Annotated in this window: 21 protein-coding genes; 4 read left to right on the plus strand and 17 right to left on the minus strand. The window is 46.7% G+C overall.

Annotated features, from left to right (window positions below; all coding sequences use genetic code 11):
- Positions 1-5 precede the first annotated feature (5 nt).
- Positions 6-527, minus strand: a complete 522-nt coding sequence (locus V6669_RS23630; RefSeq protein WP_017686814.1) for a PRC-barrel domain-containing protein — start codon at positions 525-527, stop codon at positions 6-8.
- 164 nt (positions 528-691) lie between these two features.
- Positions 692-1,843, minus strand: coding sequence for a cysteine desulfurase family protein (locus V6669_RS23635; RefSeq protein WP_338588331.1), 1,152 nt, complete (start codon positions 1,841-1,843; stop codon positions 692-694).
- A gap of 132 nt (positions 1,844-1,975) precedes the next feature.
- Here V6669_RS23635 and V6669_RS23640 point away from each other — a divergent pair, with 132 nt between their 5' ends.
- On the plus strand, positions 1,976-2,371 hold the full coding sequence (locus V6669_RS23640; RefSeq protein ID WP_338588332.1) for a hypothetical protein: 396 nt from the start codon (positions 1,976-1,978) through the stop codon (positions 2,369-2,371).
- Between the two features lie 177 nt (positions 2,372-2,548).
- On the opposite strand, the gene V6669_RS23645 is transcribed toward V6669_RS23640, so the two are convergent.
- Positions 2,549-2,968 carry an Rrf2 family transcriptional regulator gene (locus tag V6669_RS23645; RefSeq protein ID WP_076212458.1) on the minus strand — a complete coding sequence of 140 codons (420 nt, stop codon included), beginning with the start codon at positions 2,966-2,968 and terminating at the stop codon, positions 2,549-2,551.
- A gap of 321 nt (positions 2,969-3,289) precedes the next feature.
- On the opposite strand from V6669_RS23645, the gene mnmA reads away from it, so the two are divergent.
- On the plus strand, positions 3,290-4,414 hold the full coding sequence (gene mnmA / locus V6669_RS23650; protein ID WP_338588333.1) for a tRNA 2-thiouridine(34) synthase MnmA: 1,125 nt from the start codon (positions 3,290-3,292) through the stop codon (positions 4,412-4,414).
- 131 nt (positions 4,415-4,545) lie between these two features.
- Here mnmA and crcB read toward each other — a convergent pair whose 3' ends face one another.
- Genes crcB through V6669_RS23670 form a run of 4 tightly spaced genes read right to left on the minus strand, consistent with a single transcriptional unit; the run spans position 4,546 to position 7,577 of the window.
- Positions 4,546-4,905 carry a fluoride efflux transporter CrcB gene (gene crcB / locus V6669_RS23655; RefSeq protein ID WP_338588334.1) on the minus strand — a complete coding sequence of 120 codons (360 nt, stop codon included), beginning with the start codon at positions 4,903-4,905 and terminating at the stop codon, positions 4,546-4,548.
- Entirely contained in the window at positions 4,902-5,303 is a 402-nt protein-coding gene (locus V6669_RS23660; RefSeq protein ID WP_310337602.1) for a CrcB family protein, read from the minus strand. The genes crcB and V6669_RS23660 overlap by 4 nt, the downstream gene beginning before the upstream one ends.
- Positions 5,304-5,336: 33 nt before the next feature.
- A complete protein-coding gene (locus V6669_RS23665; protein ID WP_091027662.1) occupies positions 5,337-6,644 on the minus strand; it encodes a replication-associated recombination protein A in 1,308 nt (435 codons plus the stop codon).
- Positions 6,645-6,686: 42 nt separating this feature from the next.
- Positions 6,687-7,577 carry a LysR family transcriptional regulator gene (locus V6669_RS23670; protein WP_338588335.1) on the minus strand — a complete coding sequence of 297 codons (891 nt, stop codon included), beginning with the start codon at positions 7,575-7,577 and terminating at the stop codon, positions 6,687-6,689.
- 136 nt (positions 7,578-7,713) lie between these two features.
- On the opposite strand from V6669_RS23670, the gene V6669_RS23675 reads away from it, so the two are divergent.
- Positions 7,714-8,457: an SDR family NAD(P)-dependent oxidoreductase gene (locus V6669_RS23675; RefSeq protein ID WP_338588336.1), complete on the plus strand. Its 744-nt coding sequence runs from the start codon at positions 7,714-7,716 to the stop codon at positions 8,455-8,457.
- Entirely contained in the window at positions 8,454-9,356 is a 903-nt protein-coding gene (locus V6669_RS23680) for an EamA family transporter (RefSeq protein WP_338588337.1), read from the plus strand. The genes V6669_RS23675 and V6669_RS23680 overlap by 4 nt, the downstream gene beginning before the upstream one ends.
- 123 nt (positions 9,357-9,479) lie before the next feature.
- On the opposite strand, the gene V6669_RS23685 is transcribed toward V6669_RS23680, so the two are convergent.
- The 10 genes from V6669_RS23685 to V6669_RS23730 all read right to left on the minus strand — a co-directional run bounded on the left by V6669_RS23685 (position 9,480) and on the right by V6669_RS23730 (position 23,399).
- A complete protein-coding gene (locus tag V6669_RS23685; RefSeq protein WP_338588338.1) occupies positions 9,480-11,660 on the minus strand; it encodes a UvrD-helicase domain-containing protein in 2,181 nt (726 codons plus the stop codon).
- A gap of 135 nt (positions 11,661-11,795) precedes the next feature.
- On the minus strand, positions 11,796-11,966 hold the full coding sequence (locus tag V6669_RS23690) for a hypothetical protein (RefSeq protein ID WP_338588339.1): 171 nt from the start codon (positions 11,964-11,966) through the stop codon (positions 11,796-11,798).
- A 39-nt stretch (positions 11,967-12,005) separates the two neighbouring features.
- Positions 12,006-12,797 carry a DUF4097 family beta strand repeat-containing protein gene (locus V6669_RS23695; protein WP_338588340.1) on the minus strand — a complete coding sequence of 264 codons (792 nt, stop codon included), beginning with the start codon at positions 12,795-12,797 and terminating at the stop codon, positions 12,006-12,008.
- A 36-nt stretch (positions 12,798-12,833) separates the two neighbouring features.
- Positions 12,834-13,499, minus strand: coding sequence for a TetR/AcrR family transcriptional regulator (locus tag V6669_RS23700; protein WP_338588341.1), 666 nt, complete (start codon positions 13,497-13,499; stop codon positions 12,834-12,836).
- Positions 13,500-13,647: 148 nt separating this feature from the next.
- Positions 13,648-15,447 carry an ABC transporter ATP-binding protein gene (locus tag V6669_RS23705; protein ID WP_338588342.1) on the minus strand — a complete coding sequence of 600 codons (1,800 nt, stop codon included), beginning with the start codon at positions 15,445-15,447 and terminating at the stop codon, positions 13,648-13,650.
- A 73-nt stretch (positions 15,448-15,520) separates the two neighbouring features.
- On the minus strand, positions 15,521-16,819 hold the full coding sequence (locus tag V6669_RS23710; protein ID WP_076333633.1) for an NCS2 family permease: 1,299 nt from the start codon (positions 16,817-16,819) through the stop codon (positions 15,521-15,523).
- 476 nt (positions 16,820-17,295) lie between these two features.
- Entirely contained in the window at positions 17,296-18,054 is a 759-nt protein-coding gene (locus V6669_RS23715; RefSeq protein ID WP_091020457.1) for a tRNA threonylcarbamoyladenosine dehydratase, read from the minus strand.
- An 18-nt stretch (positions 18,055-18,072) separates the two neighbouring features.
- Positions 18,073-19,851: an aspartate--tRNA ligase gene (aspS, locus tag V6669_RS23720; RefSeq protein WP_091027644.1), complete on the minus strand. Its 1,779-nt coding sequence runs from the start codon at positions 19,849-19,851 to the stop codon at positions 18,073-18,075.
- A 213-nt stretch (positions 19,852-20,064) separates the two neighbouring features.
- Complete coding sequence (gene hisS / locus V6669_RS23725) at positions 20,065-21,318, minus strand: histidine--tRNA ligase (RefSeq protein WP_133385894.1); 1,254 nt, start codon at positions 21,316-21,318, stop codon at positions 20,065-20,067.
- Between the two features lie 812 nt (positions 21,319-22,130).
- Positions 22,131-23,399, minus strand: a complete 1,269-nt coding sequence (locus V6669_RS23730) for an SEC-C metal-binding domain-containing protein (RefSeq protein ID WP_338588343.1) — start codon at positions 23,397-23,399, stop codon at positions 22,131-22,133.
- Positions 23,400-23,952 lie beyond the last annotated feature (553 nt).

The following is a 23,952-nucleotide window of genomic DNA, read 5'->3' on the forward strand; positions in this document are numbered from 1 at the left end:
TTCACCTATCCATTAACAGAATGAATGGCATTTTCCAAGCGTTGTTCACTCAGAGACGGCACCATAATGGCACTTTCCCCGATGGACATATCGCTTGTACATGGCAGCCATTTGCGGCCCTCGATCAGATCGGACACAAAACCGTCCGTAATTTCAATCCCTATTATTGTATTTCCCAACTCTTGGTCAAAATAAACATCGGAGACACGCCCGAGCAGCAAACCTTCTTCGGTGAGCACGGACATCTCCTTCAATTTAGACCGACCGAGGAGGTACGTGTATTTTATGTCGTCGGCTCCCGTCTTGCGGACAGCCTGTTGATTACGGATCATGACGGCATCTTCGCCGTAGGCAACGATATCTTGCCACTGCACGATTTTGACATGATTGGTAAACAGACCTTTGTTCTCAAGCTCAATGCCTTCGATCTCCCAATCATCATTCACAATGAAATCCTGGATTTTACCGACCTGCTTCCCGTCCTCAACATCAAAAACGGCAAGTCCGATCATTTCCTGAAGCTTCATCGCTGGGTCCCCCTCATCTTCTTATCATTAAATAGGCGCGGCGCTATTGCTAGGTATGCCCAAAGTTGATGAGTGGCAATCAGACGCCGATCATCAAAACCGCTTCTATCCAACCGATGAAATGGAACTTCTTCCCTCCTTCTGTTCCATGTGTAAAGTTCCCCTTAGGGTCTATTACGCAGACGTCCAAGAATGGTTCCAATTTTTTCGGCGGTTATCATGATTTCTTCCGTAGTATTACCCAATCCCCAGCTAAATCGAATCGCAGAGTGTAAAAATGTTTCAGGTAATTTCATCGCTTTCAGCACATGAGAGACTTCAAGTGACCCGGAAGTGCACGCAGAACCGCTTGCAACAGCAATCCCTTCCATATCCAGATTCATTAACATCGTCTCTGTGGACACTTCCGGAAAGCTGATATTCAGGATGTTTGGCAGCGTATGCTCCAGATGTCCATTCACGTGAAAGTGCTCCGTACCCACATGAATTTCAAGCTGTTCCAACAAAAGTTTACGCAATTCCAAATCACGCTGACGATGCGCCTCCGTTTGTGCTGATGCAATCTTGAGCGCCTCTGCAAATCCGGTAATACCTGCGATATTTTCCGTACCAGCGCGACGCTGACGCTCTTGCAACCCACCGTGAGCTCTTGCTTCCAGCACAATTCCTCGCCGGACATAGAGTGCACCCACGCCCTGAGGTCCATTGATTTTATGCGCTGAGAAGCTGATCAGGTCCACAGGCAGTTCCTTACAGGAAATATTCTGGCTGCCCAGAGCCTGAACTGCATCGGTATGGAAAAGGATATTATGCTGACGGGCAAGCTCACCTACCTCGCGGATCGGCTGAATCGTGCCTACTTCATTGTTGGCATACATCATGGTGATTAACACCGTATCCGGTCGAATGGCCTCTTGCAACTCATCCAAATTTATCCGTCCATAACGATCCACAGATAGATAGGTTACTTCATAACCTTGCCGCTCCAATTCCTGACACGTATGCAAGACAGCATGGTGCTCAATTGCAGTCGTAATGACGTGTTTCCCCTTATCCTGCCTGGATGAGACTACTCCAAAGATTGCCAGATTGTCGCTCTCCGTGCCACCTCCGGTGAATACCAATTCGTCCGGGAAACAGCCCAAAGACGCCGCAATGACATCCCTTGCTCCGCTGACAGTCCGTTTGGCTTCACGCCCAAAGGCATGGATACTTGATGCATTGCCAAATTGTCCTGTCATGACGTTCATCATCGCTTCTGCGACTAGTGGATGCATAGGTGTCGATGCGGCGTGATCCAAATAAATTCGTTTCATTTATCTTCACTCCGTTATATGTTAAATTTCTATCTGATGGCAAACTGTCAAAATTGGAAACTGAAACGAATGCTCTATTGTCACATCTTCGTGTATAATGTTATACATCCATTTCAAAAAGGAGAGAGAGACATGAGTGACCCCATTCTCGGGCAGATTCTGAATCAGCTTCAACAAATGGACAAACGATTCGACAGCATTGATGGACATCTTGGAAAAATAGACCACCGGCTTGATACTATGGAAGAGAGGCTCGGTGCCGTAGAGAGCAGACTAGACACTGTCGATGACAGACTGAATACCATGGAAAGCAGATTGGACACCATTGAGGAACAAACTAAAAACATTCCGCTTCTTCAACAAGCTGTTCTGGAAACATTGACAGTTACGAAACGTCTTGACGCTTCCCAATCCGCCTCTGAACGCAAAGTAACTACCGAATTGAATACCCATCAGCACAGCATTGATATTTTGAATCGCCGTCAGTTACGCATGGAAGCTGATATAGAAACTTTAAAAAGTCGCTGATTTACAAGTGATCCAGTTAAGTTCACACTTGACCATCTTGTAAATCACGCGGCTGAATACATAGCCCTGCTCAATTAAGATGATCTGTAGAAATTGAAGAACAAAGTACCCATTGGCATGTCTAAAGCCCCCAAGTTGGGGGCTTTATTGTGTCTTCTGTGATGCGAATTAATGATCTTAAATATAGAACATGTAGCTGTCTTTTTTGTCCTGATCCTGGAAGGTAATCAGGTCTTTCAGTGTTGTGGAATCCAACACTTCCGCAATGCCGTCACGAATACGCAACCACAGATCACGTTTCGCCGGATCATCTTCCTCTGTGAAATCTACTGGAGAGATTGGCCCTTCCAGTACACGGATTACATCGCCTGCAGTCACGGTTGCAGGATCACCCGCAAGGATATAACCGCCGTAAGCACCTCTAATACTTTTCACCAGTCCTGCATTACGTAGTGGAGCAATCAGTTGCTCCAGGTAATGCTCCGAAAGCTGGTTGCGCTCGGCAATGCTTTTAAGTGATGTAGGGCCTTCGCCTGTTCTGGCAGCAAGCTCCATCATGATTGTGAGGCCGTAACGGCCTTTTGTCGATATTTTCAAAGGAGTCACCTCTTTCAATTTTCAGAAACGATTGGAAACTTTATATTTAATCCTATGGTCCATGACCGTATGTTTCACGATCTGTCCACAGCGGAGATGCATTGAGATTAGCATAAACCTTCTAATCCTCCGTATTCCGATCATAACCCTCAGCTAATGTTAACATATCTGCATGCTTTATGGAAAAGAAAGATTGACGATATTCCAAAATGTGCGCCTCTGGTGGACACTATCCAAAATTGGCCGGGTGTATCGTATCTTGAGTCCGGTTATGCTAGAATAAGAAACGAAACACATTTATATATAGAAATGGTGATAACGATGTCCAAAACAATTGAAAATACACGGGTCGTCGTTGGCATGTCCGGAGGTGTCGATTCTTCCGTTACCGCACTGCTGCTGAAAGAGCAAGGGTACGATGTCATCGGCATTTTCATGAAAAACTGGGATGACACCGACGAGTTCGGCCACTGTACCGCTGAAGAAGATTCAGAGGATGTACGCCGCGTATGTGAACAGATCGGCATTCCTTACTACACTGTCAACTTCGAGAAAGAATATTTTGATAAAGTATTTACCTATTTCCTTGATGAATATAAGTCGGGTCGCACGCCAAATCCGGATGTCATGTGTAATCGTGAGATCAAATTTGGTGAATTCCTGAACAAAGCTCTGGATCTCGGCGCAGATTATGTAGCTACAGGACACTATGCTCGCCTGATTGAAGAAGATGGCACACTCAAGTTGCTTCGTGGTGTGGACAACAATAAGGATCAAACGTATTTCCTTAACGCACTCAATCAGAACCAGCTGTCCAAAGCCATGTTCCCGATTGGTCATCTGCCCAAACCGGAAGTACGCAAAATCGCAGAAGCGGCTGGTTTGTATACTGCCAAGAAAAAAGACAGCACAGGTGTCTGCTTCATCGGTGAGCGTAATTTCAAAGAGTTCCTGAGTAACTATCTGCCTGCCAAAGGTGGAGACATGGTTGATATCGCAACCGGTGAAGTCAAAGGTCGTCATGACGGTCTGATGTACTACACACTTGGACAACGCCAAGGTCTTGGCATTGGTGGTTCCGGCAATGGTGAACCCTGGTTCGTTGCAGACAAGAATCTGGAGAAAAATCAATTGCTTGTTGTTCAGGGCGATGCCCACGCAAGCCTGTACTCCACGGGTCTAACCGCTACGGGTGTGAACTGGATTGCCGGTGCAGAGCACATGCCTAATGTGCCATTCCGTTGTACTGCCAAATTCCGCTATCGTCAGCCGGATCAAGGTGTTACATTGACCTGGCAGGAAGATGGAAGTGTGGATGTACAATTTGATCAGCAGCAAAAAGCCATTACGCCAGGACAAGCCGTTGTTTTCTACGACGGAGAGGTCTGCCTGGGTGGGGGTACGATCGATCAGGTGCAAAAGGTACCTGTACCCGCAATGCAATAATAGAGCTTGTCCATTAAAATGCGGATTATACACAATACCGTGTATCCCTATAAAAAAAGCCGTCTTTCATGTATACCATGAAGGATGGCTTTTTTCCTGCTTTTCTTTGCAAAAAAAATAAAATTAGTTCGTTATGCAGTCAACCAGACTCCTGCCAAGGAGGCCAATACCCCAACTACAACCGAACTGACGACGTAGAGCGCCGCGCTTACGTATCGTTGTCGACCCATAAGTCCTAACGTTTCATAGCCAAAGGTGGAGAACGTGGTGTACGCACCGCAGAACCCGGTTCCCCAGATCACCCAGATTCCATCTGAGATCATTGCAGATTGATGCCACCCGTATAACAGCCCCAGCAGCAGTGAACCACTGATGTTGATGATCCATGTTCCCCATGGAAAAGCCGTTCCCAGCAAGCCAGAGACCCATTTTCCCAGACTGAAACGCAGTACCGCACCCAGTACACCTGCCAACCCAATCCACAGGATCATGAGGCATCACCCTCTTGTCTTTGTGCTCCCAACATACGATGTCCAAGGCTCATTCCCAGCGCACAGAGCAACAACCCTGCCAACAGACTTACGATCATATAAATAGCGGCACTGATCCATTCGCCCCCTTCGGATAAACGAACGATATCCAGTGTAAACGTGGAGAATGTTGTAAATGCGCCAGTAAAACCTGTGCCAATCGCCAGTCGAAGTTGTGGTGTTATTTTGCCTGGAACAGCTATGGTAAAGAACCACCCTAAAAAAAGACTGCCCATCGCATTGATTAACAGCACTGCCCAAGGGAACCCCCCATGGACAGTTGGTATCGCCAACTGTATGGCATATCGGGTCACTGTTCCGAGAAACCCACCTGCCCCTATATACAAAAGCTCTTTCATGTTATGTGCATCTCCCGAGTGATCTGACTGATCTTACAAATCCCTACGCCGCTGTTGGTTTAACCTAATCTTCGATTCGTTCCCCTGCTCCGTGGCCTCATAGAATACTCTCCGTGAGAGCTGCTTCGGCAAATATTCTTGTTTCACGTAATGCCCCGGATAGTTGTGTGGATATTGATAACCCTCATGTCCAAGCTTCACGGCACCCGAGTAATGCGTATCTCGCAAGTGAAGCGGAACTTCTGCCGATTTTACCTCATCAATCGCGTTCATGGCTTTGGAAATGGCGGTGTACACCGCATTGGATTTTGGACTTTCGACCGCAAACAGAATCGCTTGTGCAATGTTCAGCTTGGCTTCGGGCCAGCCGTTATTTCGGTACGCATCAAGCGCTCCAATCGCCTGAGTCATGGCTTGCGGGTTCGCAAGTCCAATATCTTCACTGCTCGCTGCAATCAGACGCCGAATGAAGGTCATCGGGTCCATGCCGAGCTTCTCCACCGCGTATAGAAACCAGAACAACGCCGCATCACTGGAACCCCGAATACTCTTGTGAAATGCAGACAGTACATCATACTGGGTGGATTCATCTGCCTTCACAATGGGGCGCCGAATAGACTCTTCTGCTACACCAAGCGTAATATGAATGGATCCATCCTTCTCTGGTGGCGTCGTCAACGCAGCCAGTTCAAGCGCGTTAAGCGCACGTCGAATATCCCCATTGGCCATCGTAGCAATATGCTCAAGCGCCTCATCGTCCGCCTGTAGTTCCATGAACCCCAGACCTTTGTCCGCATCACTCAATGCTCTGCGCATTGCAATTAGGGAATGATCCTTATTTAGCGATTCTAGCTGAAACAGAGTGGATCGACTCATCAAGGCTCCATTGACATAATGAAAGGGATTCTCTGTTGTCGCGCCGATAAAAATAATCGTGCCCTTCTCTACCGCTGGCAATAGCGCGTCCTGACGTGAACTGTTAAACCGGTGTACCTCATCGAGGAACAGAATAGTTTTGGTTCCATACAGCTGTTTGTTCGTTTGCGCCTGTTCGATGACTTCACGCACATCCTTGACGGAAGCTTCCACTGCATTCAGACGTACGAACTGTCCTTGCGTTTGCTGAGAAATAATATGTGCAAGGGTTGTCTTACCGCATCCCGGAGGGCCGTATAACAAGATGGATGAAATCTGATCAGCCTCAATGGCGCGCCGGAGCAATTTCCCCGGTCCAATAATATGTTCCTGTCCAATATATTCATCCAGATGCTCTGGCCGCATGCGGTCGGCGAGCAATCTAGCTTGTGGTTTTGAGTCCTGTTGAAACGAAAATAAATCCATTGCTCATCACTTCCTTAACGGATTGCCTTGCCTTGAATACCATTACACTTCTGATCGTTCTCCACTCTCTATCATATCATACTCTCGCGGTAACATAGCCATAAATGCATGAAGTGCACTGCTGACAAAGGCATCCTTGCGAGTAATAAAATGAGTCATCATACGATTCATACCGACGGGGAGTGTATGCGTGCGCAATAATCCATTTTTGATCTGATGCCTAATCACAATCTCTGGTAATAAGGAAATTCCCATACCTGAAGTAACCCCACTAATAATCGCTTCAAGGGTTCCGAATTCCATAATTACTGGGCGGGTAACACCACCCACCTCTAACCATTCCTCCAAAACCTGACGATAGGAACACCCCATGCTGTAGACAAGTATGGGTTTACTCTTAAGATCTTCATCCGTAGGACCCATACCAGAATAGACAACAAATAGTTCCTCATCAAATATGGGAATAGAAACGATATCAGGATGATCACAGGGACAGCCTATAAATGCTCCTTCCAATTCATACCCAATAACCTGATCCATAAGCATCTGCGAATTGCCAGTCACCAGTGACAAGGAGACATCTGGATACTGTTTATAATATCTGACGAAAAGTTCAGGTAGTCGCACAGCCGCCGCGGTTTGTGTAGACCCTATTCGCATTGGACCCGATGGTGTACTTGTCGCCCGAAGTGCCTTGGAAGCATCATTCAGCAAACCAATAATTTTATCTGCATAGGTCAGCAACATTTCTCCGGCTGGAGATAACGTCATGCCTCGGTTATGACGAATGAACAACGTTGTACCTACTTCTGCTTCCAGATGCCGGATCCGTGCCGTTACGTTGGATTGCACATACCCCAGTTTAGAAGCAGCTTTGGTCAGATTCCCTTCCTGTGCAACACACTGAAATATTCTAAGATCCCCGCTCTCCATGGTCCCTCCACTCTGACATCATTCAAAATGATATCCACTTCATTACCAATCATTATACTTCATGTGTAAACCGGACTACAATTCATGTAGATCCCAAACCAGTCATCTGACTGGATGATGATAAGGAGTGTTCAGCATGACATACTGGAAAAATAGAGTTGCTCTGATCACAGGTGGTGGAACAGGTATAGGCCGTGCTGTAAGTGAGATGCTCGCTGAACGCGGAGCCTTGGTCGCTGTCAACTATTCCCGCTCACAAGATGCAGCAAACGAGACTGTTCAACACATTCTGAATACGGGAGGCCATGCATTCGCCGTTCAAGCTAATGTTGCCAATGATCTTGATGTCCGGCGGATGGTCACTACAGTAACTGAAACCTATGGCCCGATCACTGCACTTGTAAATAACGCTGGAATCACGCACCATATCCCCATGCACGATCTGGAGTCTGTTACAGATGACATCTGGAATGAGCTGGTTGATGTGAATGTGAAAGGCATGTTTCATTGCGCTCGTGCCGTGACGGAAGGCATGAGACAGGCTGCCGGTGGTTCTATCGTGAATCTGGGCAGCATCGCAGGCAGTACAGGCTCGGGCTCCTCCCTCCCTTACGCCGTCTCCAAAGCGGCAGTTCATGGTATGACATTATCACTTGCGCACGCACTCTCACCACACATTCGGGTGAATGCCATCGTCCCTGGCGCAGTTGCGACAAGGTGGTGGGCTGGAAACGAGGAGCGAATGCATCGTCTTGGTGGAGAAGTGTTATTACAGCATATTGCCTCACCTGAAGATATCGCACACATGATCTGTGCTGCGCTGGAACAGCAATCCATGACCGGGCAACTAATTACTGTAGATAGCGGACAGACGTTATGAGCTCCAGTCATGATAAAGATACCCGGATCATCAAACCATTGAAATATACATTATTGATCATTTTGACAACGTTAATCATGGGCACTTCTTTTCCAGTTGGCAAGATCGGCATGTTATATGCCCCACCTTTCCTGCTCATGGGCATACGTTATATACTGGCAGGTGGCTTGATGGCCTTGTTCCTTCGTAAACGTCCTTTGCCTACTGGATGGCAGTCTTGGTTGAAAATAATCCTCATTGGTCTGTTCCAATCCGCAGGAGTGATGGGCTGCGCCTACTACAGCATGAACTGGATTACATCCGGTGAATCCGCCATTATTACGTTTACCAATCCGCTACTGGTCATTATCCTCAGTGCTCTCTTATATAGAGTGACCTACCGTTTCAGTCAGTGGATCGGTGTTATACTCGGTTTCATCGGGATAATGTTAACTTTTGGGTGGCAGATGAGCTTTAGCCCCGGAACCTGGATTGGATTTGGTGGAGCGATTTCCTTTGCCGTGTCCACATTGCTCATCAAACGCTGGGGTAATGGCTATGATACTTTTGTCTTAACAGCCTATCAGATGCTTGCTGGAGGTGCTGCGTTGCTTCTGCTGAGCGTATGGACTGAACAGCCTCACTTTATTGTCAATACCACCTCGGTTATGGCGCTGCTCTGGTTAACGCTTGTTTGCTCCATCATTCAGTTTTCACTCTGGTTTTACCTGCTGCAGAATAGTGACCCAGCCCAAACCAGTTCGTATCTGTTTCTGGCACCGTTCTTTGGTGTACTATCGAGTTGGATTTTGCTGGGAGAGCACGTTCAGTGGTTTGCATTAGCAGGCGGTTTATTTATTGGTATTGGTATATTCCTGGTGAACCGTCGCTCATCCAGAATGAGAAATAGAGTAACATAACTTGAACTTCTTCATCGTTCTTCCTTGGAAGATTAATCATTTCTCGCACAAAAGCAAAAAAGGCATGCGCTTATGGGACTTTCCCATGAACGTCATGCCTTTTGTTGTATAAGTAAACTCTATCTAACCAAGCTCTGGCCAACCCTGAATGGTTACGGGTTCGCCATCGGGATTATGTGTTGCAGCCGCATAGATCGGCAGTACACCGTCATGGAACAACCACAATTCGTGCAAGGCCCGTGTACAACCAACGTACAACAGCTTTGCATCACCCGCATTAGGCAAATAATGCTTCTGGTCTACGTCTGCCACAATAACGGCATCAAACTCCAACCCTTTGGACAAGTAGACCGGTAAAACGGAGTGTCCACCCGTGTACTGCTTTTTGCCACCATCGATCAGGTTTAGATCCCAGCCTGCGTCCTGAAGTTCACGATGAAGTTCCTCTGCTTCATGCAGTGTACGGGTCAGGATGGAGACTGTTCGGTAGTCTTTGACCGTTAACACCTTCAAAGCCTGCTCCAGACTCGCCGTCCGCCCTTCGCCTCCATAAGCCAACGTCCGAACCGGATCACCACTACGGAAAACAGGAATCGCCGTAATTCCGCTCTTGACGCCACGTTCCAGAATCGTATTGGCATAATCGATAATTTCCATCGTTGAACGATAACTTCGGGTCAATGCAAAGTATGCATTCTGTTCCTCAGGAAACAGAGAACTCATCTCTTCCCACGCATGAACACCACGGTACTCATGAATGCCTTGAGACAAGTCACCCAGTATAGTGAAGGAATGCCCTTTGACGAACTGATCCAATAACGCCACATGAAAAGGGGAAAAGTCCTGCGCTTCATCAATTACGACATGATCGAACCGCTCCGAACCCTCAATATCATGGACCAATGTATGAATGTATACCAATGCAGGCAGATCCTCTTCACGGACGATATCCTGCTTCAGATCTGCTGCTGTTTGTTTCATGACTAGTTTTGGAATAAGCTCGCTGAGCGAGGCTGGCACAGAGCCGCCCTTTGCAGCTTTGAACAGCTGTTTGTATAACGTAAGCGGCTCGTATTGAGGCCATTTTTTGGCATAAGCTTTCTCACGAGTAGACGCTTTTTTCTTGCGTTCTTTGCGCACAGCTTCTGGCATCGGTTTCTTAAGTTCCATCTCAATCCAGCGGTGAACCCGCGCCATGACCCGTTCTTTGCGTTTGGCCAGCGGATAATGTTTGTATTCCTCACCGAACCAGTTCTCAATCTCCGTCCTGCTGAGCACCTTACCATCCCATGGACTGAAGTCCATATCCGGTACGGAATCCGCTTCCATCCCGGACAGCCACTCTCGTATAAGCTCCATGAAACGGATCGATCCTTTGTAACGTCCAGGTACATCATCATTTAATTCAGGCCGCGCATCCGGTGTTTCGAACCAGGTGTTCAAAGTATCCGACGTATTCGCCAAAGGCATCTCCAGCCCCAGCAGGTTCATCGCCCAATCCGGGAATGTTCGCTGCTGGATGTCCCCTACTCCGAGTTCCGGGAGCACATCCGAGATGTAATCCAGGAACATGTGGTTGGGCGCAAAAATAACCATTTTCTCCGCAGATACCTGCTCCTTGTACTGATACAGCAAAAAGGCCAGCCGATGCAGGGCAACCGTTGTTTTTCCGGATCCAGCTACACCCTGAATGATCAATGCGGTGTTTCTCGCCGCACGAATGATCAGATCCTGCTCCGCCTGAATCGTAGATACGATGTCACGGAGTTTGTTATCCTTGTTCTCTCCCAGACGATAAACGAGGAATTCATCTGATACCGCTGGCTGGTCGCTGTCACGGTTATATGTATCCGCCACACGTTCCAATATCCGCTGCCGAATGACAACGTTTCGTTTCAGGTACACCAGACCTTCAATAAGCCCTTCCGGGGCTTCATACGTAGCGGAGGCTTCGCCTCCGGTAAATGAGTAAAACAGGCTGGCGACAGGAGCACGCCAATCGATGACGAGCGGATGCTCTCCCACCTCTTCGCGGTCTACACCGATTTTGCCAATATACAGCGGTTTCCGTGCACCACTGCCCTGTTCTTCGAAATCCAAGCGTCCGAAATAGGGTTGCTGCGCGCTCTTGGACAAGGCGGTGCGGCGCTCTTCGCGTCCAGCTTCCAGCACTTGTTCTGTGAAGTCGTGGCCGGTATACACCGGAATATTTTGCAGTCTTTCCAACTGACTGTCCACTTCCTCCATCGTTCGCTCTAACCTGTACTCTTCTTCTTGATAGGCACTTTGAAAGCTGTCTGACATGTTTCAGTTACCTCCTAAGAATATGTTTTGCTCTGTATCACCTAGATCTGGAAATACAAAAGGATACTTACTATATCACATAGGGCAATTGAAAGCCACATCCGTTTGTAGGCTGACTTTTGTAATATATGAGGCTCATCTGAATTGATAATTAATGATGGCACTGAAAAGCGCACAACAACCAAACAAAATAAACCACCAGGCCCACTTGTTTTTGGTCAGTCTGCGCCTACTGTTCAATGCGCCGTAAATCCCAATTAGCAGTACGATGGAGGAAAAGCTAATTCCTACGATCCAACCAGCCATGATATCTGCCCCCTTTGTTTTCAGTACACAATCGGTGTCTCATTTCCTGGATTTCAGATGAAAAGCTCCTCCTCGAATATCCACTTGGAATTCACTTTTTCCACTTTTGTGTATTAGATTATTGCTGTCCCCATGAAGGGGAGTCAGATCAAATTCACTATTTAATGCTCCTGATCTTTCTTTAAGTATAATTTGGAAACCTTCGTTATCTGGGATGGAAACCACTGCCTTTGCCCCTGTGAATACGGAATGTAATTTCTCTGGCATCTTGAGACAGTCCATATTTAATTTTCTGCCTATTGTGGTAATTTGCAAGTGACTAAACTCCCCCGAAATGTCGATCTTGGCTGAATGGGATTGAAGATTGAATTTATCTGCACTAAGGTGCTGCCCTTTCACTACGGATGCCAATGCGCACAGTTCAAGCTCATCCATCCTCCCTGATAGATCTACACGACCTGAGGTGATTTTGCATTGACAGCGAGTGGCCAGGAGCCGATTCAACCGGAGTTGTCCTCCTGTGGAATTTAGCAAAATATGATTAAAAACCCTAGTTGGTAGATGAATTTCCAATGCTGTTCGACCGATATTTATTCCAATGAGGCCTCTCCTTTTTCTCCCGTCCACAATGCTTAAGGTATCCCCTCGTATGTTAACTTGCATCAGCCTTCGCTTGGAAAACCACGCATCCGCATATTGCATAACGTGAATCTGTTCATCCACACTCGGAAGAACTCTGATATCTCCTGACAACCAATTTAACTGTATATCATGAATGGGTTGATCAATGTCTATGCTCTTGCATATGGCAGGCTCACTACTTTTCAACATCTTCTCCCTCTCCATTTCAAACAATCAGGTATATGTTTATTCCGCCTCCGCATAGCCTCCTGTGCTGGCATGGCGATTCGTAATTCGCTGAATGAGCCGTTCGCTAACGATATCTGCTCCCAAGAGCTTCATCATGTGTTGCAAAAACTTAAGCCTGACCAATGTCTGCTCCTGATCTCTGCCAAATAGAAGAGGGTTGATCCAAATGTTGACGAGCAGCATGAAGATTTCAGCACACTCCAGCGGATATTCGACTGAAATGGACCCATCCTCCTTGCCGTCCTCCATAATGTCGGCAATAATTCGAGCATCCTTCAGAATACCTTTTCTTATCCCGCCAAGAACAAACTGCGGATTCTTGATCTGAGTGCTAAGAACCTGATCAATTGAGTTAGACTGAATTCCAGGATCAACGATAACATTTTCCAAAATACTGATGAGCTTCTGTCTGGCATTTGGAGCATGCGTGTTCTGGATGAGTTCCATAAACATGTCTTCTGCCCGCCCAAGCTCCTTCTCCATCACTGCACTAAGGATATCCTCCTTGGACTTGAAATGATGATATATTGCACCTTTGGACATACCTAATTTTTCTATAATGTCTTGAATACTGGTTTTTTCATATCCCTTTTCGGTAAACATTTGAGTTGAGACTGCCAGAATCAGGTCCAGTGTCTGCTCAGGGTATTTATTTCTGGCCATAAGTTCCTCCTCATTCATACCAACGGTCGGTATCCACAATATAGATTATGTTGGTCTTAATGTCAATATGAGGAATTTAAAGAAAAAGAAAAAAGGATCTCCATTGAAATACCTCATGGGTATAACGGAAACCCTCCAATAATGGAGATTACTCTTCTTTTTGTACTATTGCTGCGTTGCCTTCCTGTGCCACAAACTGCTTCTGTGCCAACTCACGATATACCGGATGATTGCTGATCAATTCAGCATGAGTTCCGGTTCCGGTAACATGTCCATGCTCCAATACAACAATTTGATCGGAGTCGACAACGGTAGATAACCGATGGGCAATAACAATTGTGGTTCGGCCTTCCATCAGATTGGACAAAGCCTGTTGTACTTCATACTCCGAGGTACTGTCCAGACTGGATGTTGCTTCATCCAACATGAGAATATCCGGACTGCGCAGTAAGGCTCGAGCAATAGCAATTCGCTGACGTTGGCCCCCGGATAACTTAATTCCTCTCTCGCCCACTTCCGTGTCATATCCTTGTGGCAACTTGTCGATAAAGTCGGCAGAATAGGCCATCTCAGCAGCTCGCCGGATCTCATCCAAAGTGACCTCACGGTTCAATCCGTACGTGATATTGTCTTTAATCGTACCCGCCATAAGTGGACTTTCCTGAGATACATATCCAATCTTGCTGCGCCAGGATGACAAAGAATATTCCGTTATCGCTTGTCCCCCATATGAAATATGACCTGAATCGGGCATATAGAACTGCTCCATCAAAGAAAACAGTGTTGATTTCCCGCTACCGCTTGGGCCGACAATCGCTGTCACCTTGCGTGTGGGAACCGTCAGATTGATTCCGTGCAACACTTCCTCTCCTGTGACATAGGAAAAGTGTACATCATGGAATGCAATCGTCTCATTACCTTTTGGCGCTACTTTGGTGCTGTGATGTGGCTCTTCCTCATCAGCAAGAATAGCTTGTATGCGCTCTGTTGCACCTACAACTTTCTGTAAACGGGAGTATAACGTTGTGAATTGCCCCATTGGCATAATGACCTGGAACAACAGCAATATGAACGCGACCAGTTCACCAGGTGACAGCATGCCAGACGCTACACGCATTCCCCCCACACCCAGAATAACGACCAACACGGCAGTCATGACAAATGTAAACAAAGGACCGATCAGCGCAAGAATACGTGCTTCCTGCAAGCCAAAAGCAAACATTTTACGAATCCGGGAATCTCCTGCTTCTGATTCCTGTTTCTCCGTGCCGTAGGCTTTGACCAAGCGGATCTCACCAATAACCTGGCTAAGTACGGACGTAAGACCTGCCATCTCATCCTGCTGTTTCTTGGAGATCTTGTACATCTTTTTACCCACCGGCAACAGGATCAACAGCGTAAGTGGCACCAGACTCAGGATAATGAGCGACATCACCCAATCCAAATAAAACAGTAACGCCACACCACCCACAACGGCAACGATGTTCGACACAAAGGAAACCAGATAATCCGCGATCAACGTCATGATCTGGCTTGTATCATTCGTAATCCGGCTCATCGTATCGCCTGTACGATTACGGTCGAAATATGGCATTCGCAGTGACAATACCTTGTTCCACAGCTTGGTACGAAGCGTTGCGACCACACGTTGTCCTGCGTAATTTAACATATAAATGCTGATGCCCGAGGCAATCGCCTGAATCACAAATGCCCCAAGCAATAACAAAATAACAGATTTGTTCAGTGCCGAAGTGGTTAGGCCATCAATCAGACCTTTGGTCATCAATGGCACAATCAGTCCGGCTGTAGTTTGAATCAGGGTTAAGATGAGGGCCAGAATCAAGATCAGTTTTGGCGGGTTCGTGGAAGCGATAAGCTTGACGAAATCCTTAAATCCCTTTTTTCCTACCTTCTGGTCATTCTGCCCTGCTTGTTGCTGTTCTTCCATTCCCGTTCCTCCCGTTCTCCATCTGCTCACCAGAGATCATACGTATGAATTTACATGACGTTGCCTTTTCTTATTACAAGACTCCATGCAACACAAAATTGGCTAAAAAGAGGATGGAAATGCCATACATGACCACAGGCACCTGTTTACCTTGACCTGCTGCCAGCTTCGCTAATGGATAGGCAATAAATCCAAACGCCATACCGTCCACGATGCTATATGTAAATGGAATCATGACCATGATCAGAAATGCTGGGAATGCCTCTGTGAAGTCACCAAAATCCATATCTTTCACACCTTGCACCATCAGGCCACCAATAATGATCAAAATAGGTGCAATTGCACTGTCCGGAATGTAACCAAGCAGTGGGATGAAGAAGAAAGTAGCCCCGAATAACACAGCTGTAACGAGTGGAGTCAAACCTGTGCGACCGCCTGCCGCAATTCCGGCTGTCGTCTCGGCTGCAGCAACAGGAGGACTACTTCCGAATACGCCTGCCAATACGGTACTAATGGATAGTGCGCGCAGACTACCTTTAAACCGCTCTGGACGACCAATCATCTGTGTCTGAGCGGTAATTAATCCGATATTTTCGAACACCACAATTAGCAGTAGCAAAAATACCGCAATCCAGAACGCGACATCAGCCAGCTTCATCAAAGACAATTCGCCAAACAACCCACCGTATTGACGCAGCGCATCCATCGCTGATACGGATTCACCCGGGTTCACTGCTCCAAGTACATAGGCAAGGCCTGTCCCGACCAGAATACTAATTAGAAGTCCACCCTGTACATTACGGATAAATAAAATCAAGGCTAGCACCAGCGTAACGCAGGCAGTAATGACATTAGGATCATTGAAGTGCCCAATCGCGACAAATGTGGTCTGATGTGCGATAACGATTCCACTTTTTTGCAAACCAATAAATGTGAGGAACAAACCAATCCCCACTGTAATGCCGTGCTGCAGATTTTTCGGAATTGCTTCGCTAATCATTTTGTATAATGACGTAAACGCAACAATGGCAAACAGTATACCTGTAACGGTTACAACGGCCAGCGCTTCTTGCCAGCTTAATTTCATGGAATGTACAAGTGTATACGTGAAAAATGCATTAATCCCCATTCCGGGTACCACGATAATCGGTGATTTTCCTCCAAATGCCATGAGTAAACAGCCTGCAATAGACGTCAGCAGGGTTCCAACCATGGCCGCCTGTAAGGGCATCCCGGCATCGGAAAGAATTGTAGCATTGACCATAACGATATAGACCACGGCAAAATAAGAAATGGCTCCCGCCACAACTTCCTTCTTCCACTGGTCTCCTGGCTCCATGCCAAGACTTCTGGTCATCCATCCGTGTTTCATTTCGTTCTATTCCCCTCTCTCTATTTATAAATTCAACTAAAGAATGTTTACACTTGCCACTCCGATGACAGAATAACCTTCCGATCGCTGTTATCCCCAGATTTTTTGCATTTCCTTCTCCAAGAGGAAAATCCGGTGATAGCGTATGCTTCCGATGTAGCTTTCTTTCAGAAAGCTTTTAGGCGAACGCTTCGCTTCTCCAGCTTTTTTCTGTCCTCTCCGTTCTCGTGTAAAAAGTTAAGTTGAACCTATATGGCCGCAAATTCATTTATGTATGTATCATCATTTCGCGCAGCAGTGAATATCATACACGGTTTTGACTTTGAAGTACATGACGTAACTCTGACATTTATCTAGAGATGCAGTTCGTCTATCATAGAAGATTGACGTCCTATCCTATCCGTCTTACGAAGTATGATCACACCAAAAAGCGCAGATGCCTTATCGGCATCCACGCTTCTTCAGTTGGCAGCAAGTTACTGCTGCTTGTTCTCTGCAATTTCTAACAAATCCTTTATCGCAACACTGACCATAATCAGTCCGGCTACCGGAGGCACAAATGAGTTACTCGCAGGTGGCTGTTTAGCCTTGCGAATTTCCGGAGCATTCTCGGGAACGATTTTTTGTGTTACGTCCTCACGCGGTTTCATCGGCTTTTCAGTCGAGAAGACCACTTTCACACCTTTTTTGATGCCGTCTTTACGAAGTGTGGTACGCACAACACGGGCAATTGGGTCCATGGTCGTTTTCGAAATATCCGCAACTTGGAATTTCGTTGGATCCATTTTATTCGCCGCACCCATGCTGGAAATCATCGGAATTTTACGTTTCAGGCACTCTTTAATGAGATGGATTTTGTAGATAATCGTGTCGGATGCATCCAGCACATAATCCAGTTCATATTTGAACAATTCCTCATACGTTTCTTCCGTGTAAAACATATTTAATGCAATTGCATCACATTCCGGATTGATCAGTTTCACACGTTCCACCATTAGGTCCGCTTTTTTCTGTCCCACTGTCGTGGTCAGCGCATGAATCTGGCGGTTAATGTTGGTGATATCCACGACGTCTTTATCAATCAGGATGATGCGCCCAACGCCGCTACGGGCAAGAGCTTCTACAGCAATACCACCTACGCCGCCAATACCGAGCACAGCGACTGTACTATTCTTCAAAGCGTCCAGACCTTCAGGTCCGATCGCAAGTTCTGTTCTTGAAAATTGATGGAGCATTGAGAATCGATGCCTCCTTTATTTCTTTTCCGCTACCGGTTTACGGGCTACGCGGATATGAAGTTGTTCCAATTGCGAGTCATCCACTTCAGAAGGTGCATTCATCAACAGATCCGTTGCACTTGCCGTTTTCGGGAAGGCAATCGTTTCACGCAGATTCGTGCGGCCCGCCAGCAACATCACGAGGCGGTCCAGACCAAAGGCAATACCACCATGCGGTGGAGTTCCATATTCGAATGCTTCCAACAGATAGCCGAATTTCTCATTCGCTACTTCTGGTGAGAGTCCAAGGGCAGCAAACATTTTCTCCTGAACATCACGTTTGTAGATACGCATCGAACCGCCACCTACTTCATAACCATTGAGAACAAGGTCATAGGCTTGAGCACGAATAGCACCCGGATCTGTGTCGAACAGATGTACATCTTCGTCTTTTGGACGTGTGAACGGATGGTGTTCTGCAACATAACGTTTTGCATCTTCATCATATCCGAGGAGTGGGAAGTCCACAACCCAAGCGAATTTGAATTTGCTGTCATCGATCAGTCCAAGTTGACGGCCGATTTTCAGACGCAATGCGCCCAGAACGTCAGCAACCACTTTTTTCGTGTCTGCGGAGAAGAGCAACAAGTCGCCATCCTCAGCACCTGTACGTTCTTTGACCGCTTCGATTTCTTCAGGCGTGAAGAACTTCACGATTGGCCCCTTGAACTCGCCGTCTTTCACTTGAATCCAAGCCAGACCTTTCGCACCGTAACGTGCAGCAAATGGTCCGAGATCATCGATCTCTTTACGGCTCCATGTGCCACAGCCTTTAGCGTTCAGCACTTTCACTTCTCCACCTTTTTCGATGACGGAAGCAAATACTTTCACACCACTGTTTGCTACGATATCGTTCATTTCAACCAGTTCCATACCAAAGCGCAGATCTGGTTTGTCTGAACCGTATTTACCCATTGCATCTGCATACGTAATCCGTTGGAAAGGTAGTTCCAGCTCAATACCTTTAGTTTCACGCAGCAATTTGGCCATCAGTTCTTCCATCATTGGCAGCAGGTCATCCTGTTGCAAGAAGGAAGTCTCGATGTCGACTTGAGTGAATTCTGGTTGACGGTCTGCACGCAGATCCTCATCCCGGAAACAACGAGCGATCTGATAGTAACGCTCAAGTCCGCCGACCATCAGCAATTGTTTGTAAATTTGCGGTGATTGCGGCAGGGCGAAGAATTCACCTTCATGCACACGGCTCGGTACGAGATAATCACGCGCACCTTCCGGGGAGCTCTTGGTCAAAATCGGTGTTTCCACCTCAACGAACTCTTCTCCATCCAGGTAGTCACGGAACACTTTGGATGCTTTGGAACGCAGTTTCAGTGTTTCGAACATTTCCGGACGACGCAGGTCCAGGTAACGATATTTCAAACGAAGGGATTCATCAACTTCGACACCATCTTCAATGAAGAATGGAGGTGTTTTTGCCGCGTTCAGCACTTCGATTTCAGTGATTTGAACTTCAATTTCGCCAGTAGGCAGGTTTTTATTAACTGTTTCTGCATCACGTTTAACAACTTTACCTGTTACAGCGATAACATACTCGCTACGTACGCGATCTGCGATTTGCAGAGCTTCACCGGAATAAGCCGGGTTAAAGACAACTTGTACAATCCCGCTGCGGTCACGCAGATCGATGAAGAGTACGCCCCCCAAGTCACGACGGGTCTGAACCCAACCGTTCAATGTTACTGTTTCACCGATGTGTGCGGGTGTTAATGCGCCGCAATGATGACTTCTTTTCATAACCAAACTCCTCATTATGTGAATTTCCGTTCTGTATGGGCAGTTAGTACCTGCTCTTCAACAGTCCGGTTACGTGTAGACCATGTATTCGAAAAGGCATCTTACCTCTGGCTCGCCAACTTCCGCTTAATTGGAATCGTCGATGAGCCTCAGTAATTTTGCCGGATCAATTGTTTTACTTGAATGTTTAAGATTTAATGTAACACTTCGTGCTTATTTAACTTCGCGAATTGCCGCTACCAGATCATCAAGCTTCACGGTTTGTTGCTCACCCGTATCCATCGATTTGAGGGCGATCTCACCACGCTCCAGCTCATCATCACCAAGGATGGCAGTGTAGCGGGATTTGAAACGGTCAGCTGATTTCATCTGTGCTTTCATCTTGCGGCCCAGATAATCACGTTCCCCAGACAGTCCAGACTGACGAAGTTTGAACAACAGACGGTTCACTTCACGATCAGCTGCCTCTCCCAGAGCAACAAAGTATACATCCAGTGGAGCCAGTGTAGTAACCTCAATATTTTGGTGCTCCAGAATCAGTTGAATCCGTTCCAGACCAATACCGAAGCCAATACCCGGCTGATCAGGTCCGCCGATATCTCCAACCAGACCATTGTAACGACCACCGCCGCCAACCGTATCTATTGCTCCAATACCTTGAGCTTTTAATTCAAAAGCAGTCAGTGTGTAATAATCCAAGCCCCGTACCAGACGATTGTTCACAGCATAATCCACTCCGAAATCATCCAGGTATGCCTGCAGCTTGGCAAAGTGATTCAAAGACTCTTCATCCAGGCTATCCAGTATGGAAGGTGCCCCTACGAATTTGTCCTGATCGACTTTGCAGTCGAGCACACGCAGCGGATTACGCTCCATGCGTGACTGACAGTCCTTACACAGGCTGTCTTTCATCGGTCTGAGGAACCCAAGTAACGTCTCGCGGTATTCTGCACGGCTGGTTGAGTTACCAACGGAGTTGATTTCCACTTTGACATCCTTCAAGCCGAGTTCTACGCACAACTGGTAGCCCAGTGCAATTACTTCCGCATCAATTGCCGGGTCCAGCGCACCGATGGCTTCTACACCAAACTGGTGAAACTGACGCTGACGGCCTGCCTGCGGACGCTCGTACCGGAACATTGGACCGATGTAATACAGCTTGCTCACATCCGGTTCGCCGTAGATTTTATTCTCTACATACGCACGGACAACACCCGCTGTTCCCTCCGGACGAAGAGTCATGCTGCGATTACCTTTGTCATCAAAGGTATACATTTCTTTCTCAACGATATCGGTAGTCTCTCCTACACCGCGTACAAATAAAGAAGTCTGTTCGAAGATCGGTGTACGAATCTCACGGTAATTAAACCGTCGACACAGATCTCGTGCTTTTTCTTCTACGTACTGCCATTTCTCGACAACTCCAGGCAGTAAGTCCTGTGTTCCAGTCGGTTTTTGAAAAGCCATCTTGATCCCTCCAGCATTGATTTTTTTCTCTAAAAGTTAATCCAGGAATGTTATACCAGGTCTCTCCGACTGTAATACCATCTTTCGATCGCTGTTATCCCCAGATTTTTTGAATTAATTTTCCAATGTGAAAATCTGGTGATAGCATATGCTTCCGAAGTAGCTTTCTTTCAGAAAGCTTTTAGGCGAATGCTTCGCTTTTACAGGTTTTTTCTGCCCTCTCCGTTTTCGTGTATTTCTTTTAAATCAACTTATATAACAAAAAAATCCCTCGCCCTGTCGCTGTGTATACAGCAAACAAGGGACGAGAGATTGTGTAATATACATTCACCCGTGGTACCACCCACATTCCGGAAACCTGACACTTTGGCCGTTCAGGTGATCTCTGATGATTCAAGATTGCATACAGCACCCTGATCAAGCAGATATTCCGCTCTACGTGTAACGCACGTCCTGCGCAGGCCGGCTACTGGTCAACAGATCATCTCTGCTATGTTCGCCGTCTGTTCTCGGGGAAGTCATTCGTCCGCTCATCAAGAGAATCCTTACAGCCTTGGGATTCCTCTCTGGTCATGTGGGCACGGAGTACTTGGTCCCGTCATCAAATCAGTAATATTTACTCATATTATTTTATCGTTATTACTTTTTCTGATTGTAATGAACCGCAGTGCTAAAGTCAAGGGTTAACACGAAAAGATAGCTCTAAAAAATTTTGCTCACACGCTGCACGGGATGGGACGTCCACAAAAATCACGGATAATAGAAGCTGAATTCATCATATGAATCCCAACTTCTATTCGCTTCTTATTCCTCTATTGTTGCAGCATCCATTTCAACAGATCCGGCGCGCTCGCCCATAAACGGGAATGCATAATGACATATTCAATCGCTTCGTCGGAGTCGCCCATTCCGACAAAGTCAGGGAGGTTATGCGGCAACCGCTTCAAACCCAGCAGGTAATCAGGCACATGTTTGTTCACACCCCGCGCCACACGGTACAGCATTTTGAGCTGGGAGGTGATTCCGTTTTTCTTATACTCCAGAATAATCTTGTCATAGGCAAAGGCCGCTGCGGCGTCACCTCTTCCATACTCCTCCAGCAATTGCTCTGCCTGATCCAATTGGTTACTATACAAATACACAGCAGCGAGCAGGTAACGTGCTCCGGTATTGTCTTCCGTATTAAGCTCTAGAATATGCTCCAGGATCTGTGATGCTTCTTTCGTATCTCCGCCAAACCAGCAGGATTCGGCATAGCTTTTGCATATCCGGATATAGGGACGAGTCTCATGAAGCCCCCAGAAGTCCCCTTTGTTCTCCTCAAAGAACAGTTCACCCAGTTCACGTTTGCCAGCAGCAATTCCTTCCTTGAGGTAAGATCGTGCATCATTCTCATTGTCCGATTCCTCAGCCAAAATGAGATACGCATCAGAACTGTCAGGATACATCTCCAGCGCTGTTTCCGCCAGACGTACTCTCCGTTTGGAAGAGCTCGCTTCCATCGCCTTAGACAGCAGAGCCTGTGCTTTGTCTTTCGATGTGCCTGGACCGTTCAGCATCAATAGCTCGTCCGTTTCACCGCCCATGCCGTATTCTTCGATGTAACTATTCATCTCCTTAACCTTCCGGGAGATCGTGCCTGTCGTTACCTCATATTTATCAGCCAGCTCAGCCTTTGAGACATTGAAGCCGTATTCCTCGGACAGCAAATACTCAATTGCAGCAGAGAACGAGCCTGTCTTCTTCACAGTAGGGCGGGTCTGACGGGAGTAGCCGTTCCATAACACCAGAGCTTCCAAAATTACCTCTGGCTCGTATTGTTTCCTCATGTTCTCAATAGTCTGCAGTGCCAGCTGTTCGTGAGCCGGATGCTCCCATTTCAAATCGCTTGCCACCATTTTTTTCAGCTTGGTCAAGGTTAGTTTGCTCTCAGACTGAATGGAGGCTTCCCGAACCGGTTGCTCCGTTGATATTATCCCCAGTATGGATTCTACTGCAGAGGACTCCTTGTTCAGACAACATTTCTTATATTTTTTCCCACTACCGCATGGGCATAGATCATTTCTTCCAACCTTACTCAAAACTAATTCCCCCTTAAATCTGTCTCTAGCCATTCGCATGAGAACTCTGTTGCTTTAGCATTGTAGGTGTCATTTCTCAAACGAGGCATTCTATATAACTTTCAAATTCCATCGATTAAGCAGAAACGGCTGCCCCGTACTTATATAAAAAAAGGCGGGGCCGTTTCAGCGAGTATATGTTCATCTGGAATATGACCGATCACTCTGGCGATGAGTTCCTCATACTCTCTGTCATAGGATTGGATTCGCCTGAACCCAATCGCTGGAGCTAGATTTACCGTCCAATGTAGCCCAACTATGAAAACAATTCGCTGTAGAATATATAAACCCATCTCTCTATTCTAGCAAAAATTGAATAAAGGGGTAAGCTCTGCCCAAAACATACACATTCTCAGCTCAAAAAAAATAGCCTGCACACGGTGTGCAGGCTCAAAGGATATATAAAAAAAGGGGGTCATGTGTGTTATTATAAGCCCACTATGTTAAAGGCTTATGTATCTAATATTACAGTAATATTACAAAAATGATAGCGCTTTATAAATTAGTTTTTTTT

Origin of the sequence: Paenibacillus sp. Y5S-9 (genome assembly GCF_036894235.1) — a bacterium.
In the GTDB taxonomy this organism is placed as follows: Bacteria; Bacillota; Bacilli; order Paenibacillales; family Paenibacillaceae; genus Paenibacillus.